At 69.9% G+C, this 16,908-nt stretch carries 14 protein-coding genes and 6 pseudogenes; 7 read left to right on the top strand and 13 right to left on the bottom strand.

The genetic code is table 11. The features are described 5' to 3' along the window. A pseudogene (locus tag ACFC02_RS30500) lies at positions 1-242 on the top strand (hypothetical protein); the annotation flags it as partial. A gap of 418 nt (positions 243-660) precedes the next feature. Here ACFC02_RS30500 and ACFC02_RS30495 read toward each other — a convergent pair. Together ACFC02_RS30495 and ACFC02_RS30490 are read right to left on the bottom strand one after the other, a co-directional pair. Further along, positions 661-1,083 (bottom strand): hypothetical protein, encoded by a 423-nt coding sequence (locus ACFC02_RS30495; protein WP_376364204.1) that lies wholly within the window; start codon positions 1,081-1,083, stop codon positions 661-663. Positions 1,084-1,203: 120 nt separating this feature from the next. Further along, positions 1,204-1,353, bottom strand: a complete 150-nt coding sequence (locus ACFC02_RS30490) for a hypothetical protein (RefSeq protein WP_376364201.1) — start codon at positions 1,351-1,353, stop codon at positions 1,204-1,206. A 17-nt stretch (positions 1,354-1,370) separates the two neighbouring features. Between ACFC02_RS30490 and ACFC02_RS30485 the strand changes: the two genes are divergently transcribed. The 3 genes from ACFC02_RS30485 (at position 1,371) to ACFC02_RS30475 (ending at position 4,800) form a co-directional block, all read left to right on the top strand. Then, a complete protein-coding gene (locus ACFC02_RS30485) occupies positions 1,371-2,417 on the top strand; it encodes an ISL3 family transposase (protein WP_376364199.1) in 1,047 nt (348 codons plus the stop codon). A 50-nt stretch (positions 2,418-2,467) separates the two neighbouring features. Beyond that, positions 2,468-3,669, top strand: a protein-coding gene (locus ACFC02_RS30480; RefSeq protein WP_376364196.1) for an IS3 family transposase whose coding sequence is annotated in 2 segments (ribosomal slippage) — positions 2,468-2,759 and positions 2,759-3,669 — 1,203 coding nt in all. Because the reading frame shifts where the segments join, the coding sequence is not laid out codon by codon here. Positions 3,670-3,900: 231 nt separating this feature from the next. Beyond that, positions 3,901-4,800, top strand: coding sequence for a DMT family transporter (locus ACFC02_RS30475; protein ID WP_376364193.1), 900 nt, complete (start codon positions 3,901-3,903; stop codon positions 4,798-4,800). A gap of 600 nt (positions 4,801-5,400) precedes the next feature. On the opposite strand, the pseudogene ACFC02_RS30470 reads toward ACFC02_RS30475, so the two are convergent. The 3 genes and pseudogenes from ACFC02_RS30470 to ACFC02_RS30460 form a co-directional block, all read right to left on the bottom strand. Then, a pseudogene (locus tag ACFC02_RS30470) lies at positions 5,401-5,848 on the bottom strand (transposase); the annotation flags it as partial. 122 nt (positions 5,849-5,970) lie between these two features. Beyond that, on the bottom strand, positions 5,971-6,558 hold the full coding sequence (locus ACFC02_RS30465) for a dihydrofolate reductase family protein (RefSeq protein WP_376364190.1): 588 nt from the start codon (positions 6,556-6,558) through the stop codon (positions 5,971-5,973). A gap of 849 nt (positions 6,559-7,407) precedes the next feature. Next, positions 7,408-7,761, bottom strand: coding sequence for a hypothetical protein (locus tag ACFC02_RS30460; protein WP_376364210.1), 354 nt, complete (start codon positions 7,759-7,761; stop codon positions 7,408-7,410). On the opposite strand from ACFC02_RS30460, the pseudogene ACFC02_RS30455 reads away from it, so the two are divergent. Beyond that, positions 7,694-7,984, top strand: a pseudogene (locus ACFC02_RS30455) (hypothetical protein); the annotation flags it as partial. The gene ACFC02_RS30460 and the pseudogene ACFC02_RS30455 sit on opposite strands and share 68 nt — an antisense overlap. A 193-nt stretch (positions 7,985-8,177) precedes the next feature. After that, a pseudogene (locus ACFC02_RS30450) lies at positions 8,178-8,297 on the top strand (IS481 family transposase); the annotation flags it as partial. Here ACFC02_RS30450 and ACFC02_RS30445 read toward each other — a convergent pair. Beyond that, complete coding sequence (locus tag ACFC02_RS30445; protein ID WP_376364207.1) at positions 8,258-8,683, bottom strand: hypothetical protein; 426 nt, start codon at positions 8,681-8,683, stop codon at positions 8,258-8,260. The pseudogene ACFC02_RS30450 and the gene ACFC02_RS30445 overlap by 40 nt on opposite strands. Here ACFC02_RS30445 and ACFC02_RS30440 point away from each other — a divergent pair. Then, positions 8,569-9,382, top strand: a pseudogene (locus tag ACFC02_RS30440) (transposase family protein). The gene ACFC02_RS30445 and the pseudogene ACFC02_RS30440 overlap by 115 nt on opposite strands. A 60-nt stretch (positions 9,383-9,442) precedes the next feature. Here ACFC02_RS30440 and ACFC02_RS30435 read toward each other — a convergent pair. From ACFC02_RS30435 to ACFC02_RS30405, 7 genes and pseudogenes are all read right to left on the bottom strand, one after another. Beyond that, positions 9,443-9,908: pseudogene (locus ACFC02_RS30435) on the bottom strand (GTPase RsgA); the annotation flags it as partial. A 290-nt stretch (positions 9,909-10,198) separates the two neighbouring features. Continuing rightward, positions 10,199-11,119, bottom strand: coding sequence for an ROK family protein (locus tag ACFC02_RS30430; protein ID WP_376364187.1), 921 nt, complete (start codon positions 11,117-11,119; stop codon positions 10,199-10,201). Next, a complete protein-coding gene (locus ACFC02_RS30425) occupies positions 11,116-12,819 on the bottom strand; it encodes a class I mannose-6-phosphate isomerase (RefSeq protein ID WP_376364184.1) in 1,704 nt (567 codons plus the stop codon). Before ACFC02_RS30425 ends, ACFC02_RS30430 begins: the two co-directional genes overlap by 4 nt. Positions 12,820-13,092: 273 nt before the next feature. Further along, on the bottom strand, positions 13,093-13,938 hold the full coding sequence (locus tag ACFC02_RS30420; protein ID WP_376364181.1) for a ketose-bisphosphate aldolase: 846 nt from the start codon (positions 13,936-13,938) through the stop codon (positions 13,093-13,095). After that, complete coding sequence (locus tag ACFC02_RS30415; protein WP_376364178.1) at positions 13,929-14,870, bottom strand: 1-phosphofructokinase family hexose kinase; 942 nt, start codon at positions 14,868-14,870, stop codon at positions 13,929-13,931. The genes ACFC02_RS30420 and ACFC02_RS30415 overlap by 10 nt, the downstream gene beginning before the upstream one ends. Then, positions 14,867-15,838, bottom strand: a complete 972-nt coding sequence (locus ACFC02_RS30410) for an ROK family protein (RefSeq protein ID WP_376364175.1) — start codon at positions 15,836-15,838, stop codon at positions 14,867-14,869. Before ACFC02_RS30410 ends, ACFC02_RS30415 begins: the two co-directional genes overlap by 4 nt. Continuing rightward, positions 15,835-16,710 (bottom strand): SIS domain-containing protein, encoded by an 876-nt coding sequence (locus ACFC02_RS30405; RefSeq protein WP_376364172.1) that lies wholly within the window; start codon positions 16,708-16,710, stop codon positions 15,835-15,837. The genes ACFC02_RS30410 and ACFC02_RS30405 overlap by 4 nt, the downstream gene beginning before the upstream one ends. Between the last annotated feature and the right edge of the window lie 198 nt (positions 16,711-16,908).

The following is a 16,908-nucleotide window of genomic DNA, read 5'->3' as shown; positions in this document are numbered from 1 at the left end:
TCAGTTGCACTCGTGTCACGTACGACGGTCTACCGGACCAGACCGTGCCACGAAGGCACATCCCGCAGATTGATCACGACTCGATACGTGCCCTAAACGTCACGCTCAACTCAGTGGTGTTCCGTTCCAGCGGACAGGAGCTGACCACGAGCGGCACCTACATCGAAATGACCTCTCGCCTCCTCGAACCCACCCTCCTCGCCCTGGCGGCCCTTGCCGTACGCGGGCGCATCAAACGCTGATCACCCCTGCCGCGTGTTCAGCAACTGAAGAGGCAACCGTTATTTACCCCACCCCGGAACCTCCAGGGAACGGCCGAGGATTTGCTGAACAGTGAAGCAACTGATGCGAGGAGCAGTCCTGGCCGGTTTTCAAGAATCGTCATCAGCAGGCGGTGGCACGAACACACTGCACATCAACGACGACATGCACACGGGCACGGTCCAGGTGGTCTTGAGTGACAGACCTTCCGGCGGCGGCCGCGAGGTGCGCGTATCAGGGCAGTGGCGGTGCGCCTGACCACGCCACGCGCTAGGGATGCGCTGTAGCGGCCCGGGGCTGCAATGGGGGCCGGTCACGTGGTGGCCGGCCCCGGCGACTACTCGTCCGAGGCCCAGGTCGTGCCCCTTTCGGTGCGTCAGCGGCCGCGGCCCTGCGGGGCTACGGGCGCGGGTGGTCCCGGACGATCTCCTGTGCCCGGGACACGACCTTGGCGAGCAGGTCATCGGCTTCCGCCGGGGTGCACTCGCGCTCCTGGACCACGGCCAGCCCCATGGTGCCGTCCGCTCCCGCCGCCATGGTCACGCGCGGGTCGGCGGCGCCCGGGCGGGCCAGGGCGTGGCGGCCCTGGTGGACGACCCGGCCGTCGCGGAGGATGGCGAGGCGGTCGGGGCCGGCCTCCATCCAGGGCGTCTCGAACGGGTCACCCCCGTACAGGTCGGGCGGGCCGGCGAACCATCCGGCCAAGGTGGCGTCCGGGGCGGTGTGGTCGACGAGGCGCAGCGCCCGGCCGTCGGCGCCGTCCTTGACCTCGTACGTCTCCGTCCAGCGCGGGACGCGGTCGGTGGCCTCGTAGGTGACCACCAGGCGGTCACCGGCCCGCGCCGGATACCACGGGGCACCGGTCAGGGCACCGTGCCCCCTGATCAGCGCCTCCGTTTGTGACAGGTTCCGTAGGGGTCTGGCACAAGTTCCGTGAGCCGGTTACGCGTTGTAGTTGTTGATCTTCTTGTGGTGGGTACGGAAGTCGCCCTGAAATCGTTCCTTGTGCGGGTGACGCGGCCGACATTCGGTGGCTGTGAACGAGGTGTTGTCCTGGCTCCAGGAGCTGTTGTTCCCGTCGGTCCCCGGCATCGCCGTCGTGGCCGTAGATGCGCACGGCGAGGCGATACGAGTCGAGGCCCGGTGCACGCCCGCCGGGGGAGCCTGACTGCGCCCACTGGACGGAACGGGTCCACAGCTCCTACCTGCGATTTCCGGCAGATCTGCCCGCTGCCGGGCGACGAGCACAGCTCGCGTTGCGGGTCCGGCGGTTCTTCTGCACGGCCTCGGCCTGCGACCGACGGACATTCGTGGAGCAGGCGCCGGGACTGACCCGCCGCCACGGCCGGGTCACAGAGCGGCTGCGCCAGGCGATGAGTGCGATCGGGCTGGCCCGGGCGGGCCGGGCCGGTGCCCGTCTCGCCCAGGTCATGGGCATCGCGACCAGCCGCACCACGCTGCTGCGACGGGTGATGGACCTGCCGGACCCGATAGCGACGCAGCCCCGCGCCGTCGGCGTGGACGACTTCGCGCTCCGGCGTGGCCACGTCTACGGAACGGTCGTGATCGACGCCGAGACCCATCAGGTCCTCGAGCTGCTGCCCGAACGCGACGCCGCCACCCTCGCCCCGTGGCTCGCAGCCCACCCCGGAATCGAGGTCATCTGCCGCGACCGCGCCAGCGCCTACGCCGAGGCCGCCGACACCGCCGCACCGCAGGCCCTGCAGGTCGCCGACCGGTTCCACCTCTGGCAGAACATCGCCACCGCGGTCGAGAAAGCCGTCGCCGACCACCGCTCCTGCCTGCGCGACCTACCGCCGCCAAGCCCAGAACCCGAGCCCGCATGGGAGACACCCGCCGAGGCGGCACCCGGCCAGGAGGCCGAAACGGATGACCCGACCGGTAAGTTCGCCGAGCGGGCCCGCGCCCACCACACCCTCGTCCACGACCTCCTCGCCCAAGGCATGAGCCTGCGGGGCATCGCCCACCACTTGGGCTGGGGACGGCACACCGTCCAGCGGTACGCCCGTGCCGCCCGCTGGCAGGACATGGTCAAGGGCCGCAGTCGGCAACTCCCCAGCAAGCTCGACCCGTTCAAGCCTTACCTGGCCGACCGTTGGGCCGAGACCGACGGGCACGTGGGCCTTGACCCCTGATCTTGGACACACGAGACACTGGATCCTGAGGATCTGAGAACGGACATCTCGTGGTCATGGAGCACTATCCGCCGGAGTTCAAGGCGGACGCGGTCGCGCTGTACCAGTCGCGCCCCGAGGCGACGATCCGGCAGGTCGCTGCCGATCTGGGCATCAACCTCGAAACCCTGCGGAACTGGGTCCGGGCGGCCGGCGCGAGCCGGCCACGGGGACGCCGCGCGGAGTCACCCGCCGAGCCACCCACGCCTCTGGAGGCGGAGAACGCCGCCCTGCGCCGGAAGGTCCGGCAGCTGGAGGAAGAACGCGAGATCCTGCGGAAGGCCGCGAAGTATTTCGCCGGGGAGACGCGCTGGTGAACCGCTTCCAGTTCGTCGCCGACCACCAGCGCCGCTACGGCGTGAAGCGGCTGTGCACCGTCCTCGGCATCGCCCGAACGAGCTTCTACTACTGGCGCAAGACAGCGGCCGTGAGGGCGGCCCGCCAGGCCGCCGACGCGAAGCTCGCTGACCGGATACGCGTGGTTCATCGTGCCTCGGACGGCACCTACGGCGTTCCCAGGATCACCGCCGAGCTCCGGGAAAACGGCGAGGTGGTGAATCACAAGCGCGTCGCCCGGGTCATGAGGACGATCGGGCCGGCCGGGCCCCGCCTGCGCCGCAGGCACCGCACCACCGTCCCCGACCCGGCCGCGGCGAAGGTCCCGGACCTGATCGGCCGCGACTTCACCGCGGCCCAAGCGAATACCAAGTACGTCGGCGACATCACCTACCTTCCCCTGTCCGGCGGGAAGTTCCGCTATCTTGCGACCGTGATCGACCTGGCCTCGCGGCGCCTGGCGGGGTGGGCGGTCGCCGATCACATGCGGGCCGACCTCGTCATCGACGCCCTGCATGCGGCCGAACGGACCCGCGGCAGCCTCGCCGGCGCCGTTTTCCACAGCGATCACGGGGCCCAGTACTGCAGCCGTGCCTTCGCCGCCGCCTGCCGCGAAGCGGGCGTCACCCAGTCCATGAGCGCGATCGGCTCCAGCGCGGACAACGCACTCGCCGAGTCGTTCAACGCGACCTGCAAACGGGAGACCCTCCAGGGCCGCCGGGCCCGGGACACCAAGCGCGAGGCCCACCTGGACCTCTTCCGCTGGCTGCACCGCTACAACACAGTCCGACGCCACTCCCGCCTCGGCCACCGCAGCCCGATCGCCTATGAGCGAGCACTCCAAACAACATCAACTACGCTGGCCGAAGCCGCATAACCCGTGTTCAGGATCAGGGGTCAAGGCCCATGATCCGCCATCCCATTCCCCCGGACATGTGGCTCGCGCTGCGATCCCTAGGCCTCCTGCCCCCAGGACTCGCTGCTGCCGGGCCCATCACCACGACGAAGGACGCGCCTGATGCAGCGAGCAGGAAGCGGAACAACGCCGGCCCGGCCCTAGCCTCCACGAAAGCCAGGGAGCGCTGCCAGGAGCCTAGGGCTCGCCACAGTGCTGGTGCTGTTGCTCACAGGAACCTGGCTGTTGACCGGGGTGCTGGTCGCCAAGGCAGATCCGTTCGCCATTGCCGCAGGCCGCGCCGGGACCAGTTTCATCGGCTTGGCAGCGCTCGCGGCTGCACGACCTGCGACCCGACGTTCGAGCTTGGACGTGCTGCGCGAGCGGCCCGGGGCGGCGACGGTGCTGGGCGCACTCGGCGTGTTCGGATACTCTACGGCCTCTGTCCTCGCCATCGCGCTGGTCGGCACGGCCACCACCAATGTCATCCTCTCGCTCCTGCCATGCGCCGTCTTCCTGCTGGGAGGAGCCCTCTTCCGGCAGTGGCCAGGCCGAACCGCGCTCGTCGGCACGACACTGGCCGTGGGCGGAGCACTTGCCTACGGAGCCCTCGACAGCCAGGGCGGACTGGGCACCCGCGGCCACACCACCACGGACCGCATCGTTCTCGGGATACTTCTCGCCCTCGCCTCAGTCGGCTGCATGGCGCTGTACGCCCACTACTACAACCGGCTCGTCGGCGACAGCTCGTCCATCGTCGCACTCCCAGCAGTGTTCGGCGCCGGGACGGCCATGCTCCTCGTCCCCGCGTTCAGCCTCGGCTCGCTCCCCCAGGTATCCGCATCAGCATGGGGCGTGCTGCTGCTCCTGGGCTGCGGGATCTACGTCCCCACCTACATCATCCAACACGAACTGCTACGCCTGCGAGGTCCGCTGTTTACCACCAGTGCCTCGCTCGTCGTGCCCTTCTTGGTACGGCTTTGCACCTGGGCACTGGGGCGGGCGGTCGCGCCGAGCCCGCTCGTGCTCGCTCTGCTCGCCGTCTGCTGCATAGGCGTACGCCTGACCCTGGTCCCCTCCGACAGTTCCCAACCGTACCCCCAAGCCCGGTAGCCCCTGCGAAATCAGGACCTGTGACAGCGGCGACGTCGGCTCGCGAACAAGGCAGGGGCGTGTCGAGGAGTATCAGAGGCCCCTGCTCGTGCCCGTGAGCACCCGTCAGCGCCCCCGCCTGACGACACGACCAGGACGACCGGCCCGCGACCAGCGATGGCGGGCAGCCGGCTCGTCCAGGTCAGCGCCGTGTTCATACACTGCGCCGACAACCCCAACTGCTCGACCACGAGCTTGCGCGCCGATGTCCTCACCGCCTCGACATCCCCAAGGTCGCCACCCCCGACCAGGTTCAGCACCCCGGGCAGCCGCGCGAGGTGTGGGTGAGCATCGGCATCCCGTACGACACCGAGCAGCGCACCGTGTGGCTCCCTGCGGTCCTGGTTGACGGCGTCACGGAGCTGGTCCGCGAGGAGACCGAGAAACTCGACCCCACCGGCTCACCGGGAAGTACTTCGCGGTGGCGCCCGTGGTGTTGCCGCCGTGGACCAGGGTGATGCTGTCCTGGCGGACGAACCACTGCGAGGAGTCAGCGGAGTTCATGTCCGTGGCCTACGCGTGGACCTTGCCGATGGACAGGTCGCCAGCGACCTTGAGGTTGACACCGTCGATGTCCACGATCACCTCGCCACCCGCGTCCGACGCCGCCTCGCCGGCCAACCGCCATACGCGCTCGCGGACTTCGGCTCGTGCCCGCCGGATCGAGGTGAGAGCCGGGGGCCCCGGCCGCGGCCAATGTGTCGATCAGGCGGGAGATGGTCGGGTCGGAGGCCACCGGCCCGAACACCGCGGGCTCGGCCCGCACCATGCCGACGTCGGCCAGGCAATCCCCGCCCAGGGCCACGGCGAGCGCCACATCCATCAGGAGCTTGCCCGGATCATGGGCCGCCCGCGCTTTGCGCCACGGCGCTAGAGCCGCCGACACTGCCGCGTCCAGCCCTGCCTTCCAGGCGGTCTCGACCAGCAGCACGGCACCGGAGTGCGAGATCGCCCCGCGACCGTCACCCTCGACCCGAACAAGCGGATACGTTCCGTTACGCTTCTTCACTCGAGGAGTGCGGCTCCCTTGACGACGACCAGCATCCCAGACAATTCCCATCGCCCCAGGTCGGACGCACTCCTCGACTATGTGATCACCCCTCGGACGGCCCCACTCGCGACGGCGCGAGGCTAACGTCGCACCGGGTACCGCAGGTGAAGGGCACGGCGTCCCTGGACGACGATCGGGTCGTCGAGGAGTTGGTGGCCCCGCGCCAGCTTCGTGAAGTAGGAGATCCCCTCGCCGAACAGCACCGGCACGAGGCTGACACATACCTCATCCACCAGACCGAGATCGAGCGCCTGCTGGCTGATCGTCGCGCTTGCGATAGTGACGTCCTGATCGCCGGCGATCTGTCTGGCCCGGGTGACCGCGGCTTCGACTCCATCGACGAACGTCGTCGTGGACCACTTCGTGGCGGCGTCCTCAGGCGCGCGATGAGTGACCACGACGACAGGGGCGCCTGCCGGATGTTTGTCACCCCATCCATGGGCGATGTCGAACAGGCGCCGGCCGGCGACGAGTGCACCGCAGTTGCCGGTCAACTCTTGTAGCGCCTGCGCACTGGCGTCGTCGACCTGAAACGAAACGGTCTCGTTCGGGTTCGGCACGGTCACCTCCCCCGCCTCATACCAGTCGAACAGTTCCCCGACGTGGTCATTCGGATCCGCAACGAACCCATCCAGCGACATCGTCATGTGAGTGAACACTTTGCCCATCGCGGGCCTCCGTTGTGCTTGTTGGCTGTCACCCGTATCGACCTCCTATGACCGTGAAACTCATCGGCGACCGGCGAGAGACCTACGGCGGCGTCGGCTCACCCGGGAAGGCGGGCCAGTAACGAATGAGCGACATCTGATGATCAAGGTTGCTGCGACCAATCGATCACGAACCGGGGTCGCGCTCGCATGCCATCTTCCTGCTCGATGCCCTTCTGGCGCTGCGAGGACGTGGTCGAAACGCACCTGCCGGTGCCGGTGCTGTGCGGGGTCAGCGGCCTGCCAGCTCTCGTTGAGGTACTGGATCGGTGCCTGACCAGCCGGACCCCGGTACTGAAACGGGGCGTGCGCATCATCGCCGACACCGCAGCGCCGGATAGCACGGCACTGGCCTGCGTCACCACACCACGACCGTCGCTCTCGACACGGGCACACGGTTCGAGCCCCCTCATGACGAGGGTGAGGAGATCATCGAACCCGGCTCGTTCTGACCCGCTGGGGGCCGGTCAGCGCCGCCTCGGCCCCCTACCGCCGGCTGACTCCGCAGCGGGTGGCTCGCTTCCTCAAGGAGCTGAGTAAGCCCCACGCTACCGTCATCGCGGCCGCCGCAGCTATCGGCATGAGTAGCGCGGCGATCTACCAGCGACGCCGCCGCGACAAGGACTTCGTCAAGGCCATGGACGCCGCGCGGCAAGCCGCCCGACAGGCCGATCCCAAACGGTGACCCTCGAGGTGCCTGCTTCGTTGAACCGGTAGGCACGCCTAGTTCCGTCCCCCCGGCAGCCGTGCCCGTTCGGGGGCGCCCCGCCTACCTGACTGGGGGGCCGCCCCCGACTCACCGCATCCGCGTCACCGTGAGCACGCGCGCCGGGTGCTGCCCGCGAGGACCTCCACGATCGGGCCGTCCGCGTCGAGCGCCCTGTAAGCCTCACCCGCCCCGGTCACACCACGCCCGGCTGCGGTCCAACCGGTCAGGCGCACACCGACCTGGGTGGAGAGCAGGGTTGTCAGCCGCTGAGACAAAGCCACGCGCCCGCCGGGGAGCCGTACGGCCAGGCGCTGCGGATGGCTGTGCGGCCCGGTGAAGCCGACGACCGTGCCGTCGACGGTGTCGGCGTGGCGCTGCTTCTTCCAGATGCGCCGGTCGCCGCGGTACAGGCTCGTGGCGTGCTTCCAGAACGTGGCCGAGCGCGAGGCTGTCAAGTCGGCAGGGGCTGTGTCGGCGAAGGCCGTGGACGACCAGCTGATCGACGAGCTGGTGAGCCGGGCCCAGGCGGAGGGCCTGCAGCTGACCGGCGAGGGCGGTCTGCTCCAGCAGCTGACCAAGCGCCTGTTGGAGTCCGCCCTGGAGGGTGAGATCACCGACCATCTCGGCTATGACAAGCACGTTCCGGCCGGGAAGAAGGATCACCCCAACATGCGAGGGGAGGACGTTGGCGAACATGGTCACCGACCCTGAAGGGTCGGATCACCCCAACATGCGTGAGGAGGACAGCTTCCAGCCATCCAGCGGTCCTAGATGTATTGATCACGAGCGTTGTTGACACTGGTGGGTCTGAACATGGCGAAGACCTCCGATGTGGTGGAGCTGTCTAGGAACACACCGCACGGAGGTCTTCGTGTCCCACCGTAATGCCCGGCTGACCGTTCACGGCAGGCGGCTGCTCGTCGAGCGTGTCCGTTCGGGCCGTCCTGTCGCTCATGACTGGAGGCGAGTCCGCTCGGGCCGGACGGGGGCGGCACCCAGGGGGGCACCGGCGTGAGCGGCCTCGGTGCCGACCGCCCTCTCGGTGCCCGCGGCGTCTGCGAGGGCCGCGGTGAAGGCGGCCAGGGCCTCCGCGTAGCGCTCGGCCAGGGCGGCCCGGTCGAGCACCGGTGGCGCGAGATTCAGTACGGGCCCGTCGGCGAGGAGGCGGAGCACGTCGGGGTCGTCACGGAAGTACTCCAGTTCCTCGCCGACCACGGCACGGAAGCGTTCGGCGTGCCCGACGACGAACAGCAGGCGCACCGGTGGCGTGTCGTGTGGACGCGCACGGAACTCCAGAAGCAGCGGGACGACGTCCGCGCGCACCAGCGAGTGCAGATGGCTGTCGACGTCGGAGCGCAGGTCGGCCTCGTCCACCACGACCAGCGCGGGCCTTAAAGCGAGCCGCAGGAGCCGGTGCCCGGCACCAGTTGGTCTTCGTCGACCGGTTGGTGGCCACGCTGATAGATCTGAGGCACGACTTGCCGCACTCGGTGCTGGGGCTGCTGTTCGGTGTCGATCGTTCCACCATCACCCGAGCCGTCAGGGAGATACGCACCCTCCTGGCCCAGCGGGGCTGCGCCGTCCCCGACCGGCCTGGCCTGCAACTGAAGACACTGACGGACGTGTTCGCCTGTCTCAGGCAAGAAGAAACAGAACACCATGAAGGCCACTGTCGTTGCCAACCACCGAGGTCTCACGTTATGGACCGACGCCCTGCGGCCTGGGCGGATGCATGACGCGACCGCGGCCCGCAACGAGGGCATCGCCGTCTGCTTCCAGCACTTTCCCGACGTGGAGGTCCTCCTGGACGACGGCTACCTCGGTCTCAGACGCGAGCACCCCGGCCAGGCGATCACACCACCCAGGAAGCCGAACAAGAGCGCACTGCCGCCTGTGCACGCACGCTGGGAACGCGACCGCCACTGGCACTCCTCCGACCGCATCACTGTCGAGCACGCCCTCGCCGACCACAAGCGCTGGAAGCAGCTCACACGCTTCACCCACCGGCGCGGCAACCTGCCCGACACCTACCGCGCCATCGCCGGCCTGGTGTCCGACCGCACCTCGACCATCTGAACCGCACCCCTGAAACGGGCCTCCACGACCTCACCCGCTATCACGCACCAACTCGTTATGCAGCAGGGCCTCACCGCTCGAGCTCGCATGGGCGAGCGCGAGGAACCGCTCGATCCGACCGAGATCCAGTTCGGCCGCGAGCAACACACAGATGACGACATGATCGATGTTAGTGGCCAGCACCTGGCCATCGGAACGCTTGGACGACGTCGACCGCACGAACGCGGTACGGCGAGGCAGCAGTGTCCGCACATACCGCGGGTCGCTGTCCTCCGGGTCGACAGCGACCCAGTCCCCCGTGCACACGACCTTCATCGGGTCACGAGGGACGACGAACTCGGTGTCGGCAGGACGGTACCGACCGCGGTGACGACGTCGCATGGCCGCGGTCGACACGTACGACACGGCCGGGCAGGAGGCCCTGCTCGGTGTACGGGACGAACTCCGACTCCCAGCCCTCGTCCCAGCCGTACGGGACCAGAGGGTGCGGCGAAGACGAAGAAGCGGAACGAGAAGAGAGATTCAAGGGGAACCCTTCACAAGAGCGGCCCCGGCTGCCCGCGCTCGCAGGCGCGGAAGAAACGGAAAGAGGTCAGCCGGAGGCCACAGAGGTGGAGTGGATGATCTTCTGGTTGCGGGCAGCGTCCATCAAAGAGACAGTCATCGGTCACACCTCCCGTTCCTCACTCAGCCGACAACTGCCGTACGAAGCAATCCTCACCATAGAGTGGCGCGTATTCAGGTGCCAGCGGAACAGATTGCCGGACAGCGCCGGCCAGGGCATTGTCGGAAGTCACAGCTGAAGTTGCTCCCCGCTCAGCCGGTGCCGACCGGAGCCGTAGCCAAGTACGCCACGCCGAGCAGCGGGGCATCCGCCGGGAACTGCGCCGACTGAATGACAATGCGCCTGGCTTGGGCCAGCCCGGCCTCGGCAAGTCCCGCGCGCAACGGTTCGGCGATAAGATCCCATGACCCCGCGATGGATCCACCAACGACGAGAACCGTCGGCTCGAATGTCACCAACAACGGCCCGAGCACCCTTCCCAGCGCGCGGAACGCCTGGGTGAACACACCAGCGGCGGCGCGCTCTCCCCGCCGGGCCCGATCTGCGATCTCCTGGACATCGGGCGCCGGCGCTTCGCCTGTGGCTTGCGCGTAGGCTCGCCGCAGGGCGCGCCGGGACACGGTCTCCTCGAGCGGCCTGCCCGCATGCATGAGCGTGTGCACTCGTCCTTCGGGCGGGATCCCAGGGCCGTGGCGCAGGACACGGCCGTCTCGGACAAAGCAGGATCCGACGCCGGTTCCCAGGGTGATCCCGACAACTGAGCGTTGCCCACGCGCGGCCCCGGCCCACCATTCGCCGAGCACGAACGCTTCCGCATCGTTGTGGAAGCTCAGGCTGCGCACGTCGGGCAACAGCCCGGTCAGGGCGGCACGAAGGTCGAAGCCACATAGCGCGTCGAACTTCCCGACCCCTTCGTACCGTCCGATGCCGTGTTCGTAATCGAAGGGACCGGGCAGCGCGATGGCCCACCGGCCTCCCCTGTGCGCGGGCAGGCGTTCGGCGCAGCGGACGAGGGCCGCCAGGAACTCCTCTGCGGTGCTATTACCGTCGAGCGGCTCGCGAATCGTCTGTCCGTACAGGAGGCTGCGGGTCGCGACGTTCACGCGTGCTGCGGCCACGTGGGTGCCGCCGATGTCCATGACCGATATGACGGTCCCGTTGTCAACGTTCATCGCACCAGGGCCTTCACGTAGCGGACCGGGCCGGTTCCCAGGGCGCGTACACGGTAGGCGCCGACCGAGGCGGGGACAGTCAGCGTCTCGGCGTAGGCGAGCTCGTAGCGGTGTCCGGTGTTCGTCTCCAGTGCGATGCCGTCGCCCTCTACGACATTGAGGACGTGGAAGCGGCGGTCCGTGACGTCGTCGACGATGGCGTCCGCCGCGAGTTCGAAGCGCCGGACCTCGAAGAACATTTCCGGGAGCCGGCCGATGAGGTCCTCGCGCCAGCCGGCGCCCGAGCGGAGGGTCCGCGGTTCCTGGACCAGGTCGCGTGCCACGGCCTCCCCCGACCGGGCGGCGTCGAGGTTCTCGAAGGCGTGCCCGACGTGGACGGGGCGCTGCTTGCCCGCACTGTCCGTGCGCAGCCAGTCATAGAACCGGAGGCTGTAGAGGTAGGGCGTCGCGCTGATCTCCAGAACGACGTTGCCCTCTCCGCTGCCGTGCGGGGTGCCGCCGGGGATGAGGAAGAGCTGGTGCGGTTCGGCGGGGAAGGTCTGGACGTGGCGTTCGATGTCGAACGGCATGCCGTCGTGAAGCGCCCGGTCGGCCTCGCGCCGGAACGCGTCGAGGTCGACGCCCTCGCGCAGGCCCAGGTACACCTGGCGGTCGGGTCCACCGACCATCATGTAGTAGGTCTCGTGCTGGGTGTAGGGCCAGCCGAAGACCCGCTGCATGTAGTCGGACTGCGGGTGGCAGTGGACGGACAGGTTCCCGCCGCCGACGGTGTCGAGGTAGTCGAAGCGGATCGGGAAGGACGTGCCGAACGTGGCGTGCACGGGCTCCCCGAGGACCTCCTTGGGATGTAGGAAGACCAGTGTCTGGAGCGGAAGTTCGACCTGCGGACCGTCCGGGGTGCCCACGAGGATGCCGCTCTCCGGGGCGATGAGCTCGTAGCCCAGCGCGGTGTTGGCGGCTGCACGGTTGAAGCCGAGCTGTTGCTGTGCCCAGTGTCCGCCCCAGGAGGTGGTGTTGAAGGTGGGCCGGGTGCGGAGTGGTTGGGTAGCCAGGCCGGCGAGCGCATCGCGCAGTGCCGGCCCGTCCAGCCAGGCCGGCGCTTGGGGGTTCTGGGTGTCCAGCCACAGGTCGACGTCAGCGACGACGGCGTCGCGGTGGCGGTCCAGCACGGGCCAGTCGATGTAGAACAGGCGGCGCGTCGTCCCCGCGCCGGTGCCGTCCGGCTGGCCGAGATTGCGGCCGGTGCCGGCGGTGATGTAGGCCTCTGCGTACCGCTTGGGCAGGTCGGCGTACCAGAGCCTGTCGTGCGCGACCAGGGCGGCCCCTGGCCCGAGGACGATGGTCACGGCGTCGGGGGCGGCCTCGGCCTGCGGTGTCTCGGTGAAGAAGTCGGCCAGGCTCGCCTGGCACAGCGGGGCGAAGTCCGTGTCGTGTTCGAGCGCCGCCGACGCGGTCAGGGCGAGGAGGTCCTGCCACGGGGCGAAGTGATCGCGCATGTCGATCTGCTTCGCGGTGAGTCCGCGGGCGGCCAGCGCGTCGCATGTCCCGGTGGTGAGCGCTTCCCAGTCGACGGCCGCCGGTCCATCGACGGCGAGAACCTGACCTGGTGTGAGGCCGGCGACCGCCTCCCGGTACCCGGAGCTGACCGTGCCGGTGATGATGTGACAGGGGTCGGCTTCGTAGCTGCGAACTGGCGACATGCCATGCCCTTCTTGAAGATTTGTCAAGGCGGTTCAAGGGGTCTCGCTCCCTCCGCTGTCCGGGCGGCGTATGTCGTGCGCTCAGCTGGACAGCCGCTTGCGTGCTCCGACCGGATCGGTGCCGATCAGGCAGTGGGGCCGAGGCCAGTAAGGGTTTCGAGGTGAGTCCGGAGATGGACTTCGGACGGTCATGTGGCGTGGGTCGGCAGGGCCAGGACGATCTCCGGCGCCGGCTGCCGACGTGGTTCGGCCCTGCCGTCGACGGAACTTCACTCAGCGCGGCGCGGTGGCCTGTACCACGCCGAGCAGACGGGTTACTTCGGCGGTCATCGCGCTGCGGCCGGGGCCGAGGTAGCGGCGGGTGTCGACCAGCTGCGGCTGTTCGGCGAGGACTTGGCGGACGGCGGTGGTGAAGACCTGGTTGAGGTGGGTGGCGATGTTGACCTTCGTCATACCGTGCTCGACGGCCCGGGTCAGATGCGCGTCGGCGACGCCGGAGGAGCCGTGCAGGACCAGCGGCACCGGAACGGCGGCGCGTAGCGCGGCGATCAGGGCGAAGTCGAGCTCGGCGTCGCGGGTGAGCATGGCGTGCGAGGTGCCGACGGCCACGGCGAGCGCGTCCACTCCGGTGGCGGCGACGAATGCGGCGGCCTCGGCGGGGTCGGTACGGGCGCCGGGGGCGTGCACGCCGTCCTTTCCGCCGACCTCGCCGAGTTCGGCCTCCACCCAGACGCCGGCCGCGTGGCAGTGTTCCACCACCTCCGCGGTGGCCCGCACGTTGTCGTCGTAGTCGAGCGCGGAGGCGTCGAACATGACGGAGGGGAAGCCGAGTTCGACGGCCTCGGCGACCAGGCCGACCGAGGTGGCGTGGTCGAGATGGACCGCGACCGGGACATCGGCGGCGCGGGCGACAGCGAGCGTCGCCGCGGCTGCCGGTGCCAGGGCACCGTGGTAGCGGACGGCGTTCTCGCTCAGCTGCAGCACCACCGGGACGCCCGCGGCCTCGGCGCCGGCGACGATGGCCTCGACGTGTTCGAGTTGGATGACGTTGAACGCGCCGACGCCGCACGCTGCGTCGGCCGCGGGGGTGACGATGCTGCCGGTACCGGTCAGGGGCAACACAGGCTCCTCACGTTGCTCAGGGTTCGGATGTCCACGCGCTCTCGCAGGACGGCGTGGACGGCGGGGTCGAAGTCACCGGCCAGCGGCGACGCGACCGCGGCGGCGGAAAGGGCCACCGCCTCGGCGAGCCGCTCGCGCCAGGAGGTGCCGGCGACCAGGCCGAGGGTGAGCGCCGCCACCGCGGCGTCGCCCGCGCCGGTGGGGTTGCCGGCCAGTCGCTCCGGCGGCCTGGCCTGCCAGCTGCCATGAGAGGTGACGGCGATGAGACCGTCGGCGCCGAGGGAGGCGACGACGGACGCGGCTCCGGCCTCCCGCAGGGCGCCCGCGGCGGCGACGGGGTCGGTCGTGCCGGTGGCGGCGACGAGCTCGTCCGCGTTCGGTTTGACAAGGGCCGACCCGGCCGCCAGCGCCGAGCGCAGGGCAGCGCCGTCGGCGTCCAGGACCGCAGGCACCCGGTGACTGGCCGCGAGGTGGACGAGTTGGGCGTAGGCGTCCTCGGGCAGCCCGGGCGGCAGGCTGCCCGGGAGCACAACGGCGGCGGCGGACGGCAGCAGCCGGTCGAGGTGGTCGAGCAGGCGGGTCCACTCCTCCGGGCGGACCACCGGGCCCGGTTCGAGCAGGATCGTGGTGTCGCCGGCGCTCTCGTCGACCACGGCGACCGTGCGGCGGGTCTCGCCGGTGATCGCCAGCAGGTGCTCGGGCAGCCGGGCGGCGGCGAGGTCGCGCCGTAGCGCACTGCCGGCCGCGCCCCCGGCGAGGCCGGTCACGACGGTCTGGTGTCCAAGGGCGTGAAGCACCCGGGAGACGTTGACGCCCTTCCCACCGGCCCGTTCGACCACCGTGCGGACCCGGTTGCTGCCCTGCGGGCGCAGCCGGTCCACCCGGTAGGTGAGGTCGAGCGCGGCGTTCAGCGTGACGGTGAGGATCATCCGGGTCTCCGGCGGGCCGGAACGGTCCGGGCGGGCGCGGTGGTGCTCGGGGTCATCGAGCGCTCCGCACGGGTCAGCAGGTCACCGGCGAGCAGCGCGGCGCCCTGGCAGCCGGCCTGGTGACCGAGTTCGGCCGGGACGATCTCCGGGGCCGTCCGGAAGGCGAGCCGCCTGACGACCGCCGCGCGCAGCGGCCCGAAGTATGGTTCGCCGGCCCGGGCGAGGCCGCCGCCGATCACGATGCGTTCGGGGTCGAGCAGGGTGATGGCCGTGGCGAGGCCGCCGGCGAGCGCCTCGATGGCCGCCCGCCAGACCGCCACCGCGGTCCGGTCACCGGCAGCGGCGCGTTCACCGACGGCCTTCGCCGTGATGCTGGGCTCGCCGGTGGCGGCGGTATAGCGGCGGGCGCCGGCCGCGGCGGAGGCGACCGGCTCCAGACAGCCCAGCCCGCCGCACGGGCACGCCCCGACGCCGGATCGCACCGGTAGATGGCCGAGTTCGCCGGCCATCGCGTGGCTGCCGGCCAGCGCCTGCCCGTCGACCATCAGCGCGGCGGCGATCCCGGTGCCGACCGGGACGAACAGGAAGTTCCGGCTGCCGCGTCCGGCGCCGAGCCGGGCCTCGGCCAGGCCGCCGGCCCGTACGTCGTGCCCGATGGCGACCGGGATGCCCAGTTCCTCAGTAAGCCAGTCGCGGACCGGCAGCCGCCGCCAGCCGAGATTGGCCGCCAGCACCGAGACTCCGGACGCCTCGTCGACGATCCCCGGCACCGCGATACCCGCGGCCGCCGGCCGGTACCGCTCTGCGAGTTCGGCGGCGGCCGCGACCACGGTGTCCAGCACCGCGTCCGGCCCGCGCTCGGCGCCAGTGAGCCAGCGCTCGCTGTCCCGCAGGGTGCCGTCCGGGCCGGCGACTCCGCCCTTGATGTAGGTGCCGCCGATGTCCAGTGCGATCGTCGTCGCCGTCATGGCTGGTTCAGCACGATCGAGCGGGTCAGGTTGCGCGGCTGGTCCGGGTCCAGACCACGGGCCTCGGCGATCTCCACCGCGAGGCGCTGGGCGCGGACCAGGTCCGCCAGCGGGTCCAGTGTGGTCACCGAGGTCATGGCGCCGATCGCCCGGACCTCGTCCAGCAGCCTGGCGGGCGGCTCGCCGAAGAACCAGACGACGGTGTCCGGCGCGGTGATGCTGACCGGGCCGTGCCGGTATTCCATCGCCGGGTAGGACTCCGTCCAACTTCCCGATGCCTCGCGGAGCTTGAGCGCTGCCTCGTTGGCCAGGCCAGTGGTCCAGCCGGCGCCGACAAAGGTGAACTGGCGGGCCGTCACCGATCCTTCGGGCAGCGGCAGGCTCAGCGCCCGCTGCGCCTGCTCGGCTAGGTCGGCCGGCGCCAGGCCGAGCCGACCGCGCAGCAGGGCCAGCGCGGTGGTGGCGAACCTGGTCTGCACCACCGACTTCTCGTCCGCGAACTCCATGTCCACGACGGTGTCGGCGGACGCGCTGATCGGGGTGGCGAGGTCGCCGGTGAGCGCGACCCTCGGCATCCGCCGCTCCGCCCGGGCCAGGGCGTCGAGCACCTCGGTCGTGGTGCCGGAGCGGCTGATCGCCACCAGTCGGTCGTAGTCGCGGGCGGCCGGGAACTCGGAGGCCGCGAAGGCATCTGTCTCCCCCAGTCCCGCCGCCTCACGCAGCGACGCGTACGCCTGCGCGATGTACAGCGAGGTGCCGCAGCCGATCACCGCCACCCGCTCGCCGCGCTCCGGCAGCCCGGCGGGCGCCAGTTCCAGCGCCCGGCGCCAGCACTCCGGCTGGCTGGCGATCTCCCGCTCCACATGGCTCACAACGGCCTCCCAATACAAAGAACCTGCAACACGAGGATTGAATCTGATCTATTCATGGCAATAAGACGTAACTTTGAGCAAACTTGTGCCAAATATGGGCAACATCGCGCAGTCGAGGCGGGCTATCGGATGGCCGCACCGAGCCGGAAGTCGTCGGCAACGCCGTTGGTCGGCGCCGCACCCCGGGACCGGCCGGCC

It is taken from the genome of Streptomyces sp. NPDC056160 (assembly GCF_042268205.1).
GTDB lineage: Bacteria > Actinomycetota > Actinomycetes > Streptomycetales > Streptomycetaceae > Streptomyces.
Note: the sequence above shows the minus strand (reverse complement) of the source record. Positions and strands in the feature narration are given on the sequence as shown.

What these genes read in the sequence shown, in the direction of transcription:
- ACFC02_RS30490 (WP_376364201.1), bottom strand. Translation starts at nt 1,353, where the DNA reads ATGCCGGGGACCGACGGGAACAACAGCTCCTGGAGCCAGGACAACACC.
- ACFC02_RS30485 (WP_376364199.1), top strand. Translation starts at nt 1,371, where the DNA reads ATGCGCACGGCGAGGCGATACGAGTCGAGGCCCGGTGCACGCCCGCCG.
- ACFC02_RS30465 (WP_376364190.1), bottom strand. Translation starts at nt 6,558, where the DNA reads ATGGGCAAAGTGTTCACTCACATGACGATGTCGCTGGATGGGTTCGTT.
- ACFC02_RS30430 (WP_376364187.1), bottom strand. Translation starts at nt 11,119, where the DNA reads ATGAACGTTGACAACGGGACCGTCATATCGGTCATGGACATCGGCGGC.
- ACFC02_RS30425 (WP_376364184.1), bottom strand. Translation starts at nt 12,819, where the DNA reads ATGTCGCCAGTTCGCAGCTACGAAGCCGACCCCTGTCACATCATCACC.
- ACFC02_RS30415 (WP_376364178.1), bottom strand. Translation starts at nt 14,870, where the DNA reads ATGATCCTCACCGTCACGCTGAACGCCGCGCTCGACCTCACCTACCGG.
- ACFC02_RS30410 (WP_376364175.1), bottom strand. Translation starts at nt 15,838, where the DNA reads ATGACGGCGACGACGATCGCACTGGACATCGGCGGCACCTACATCAAG.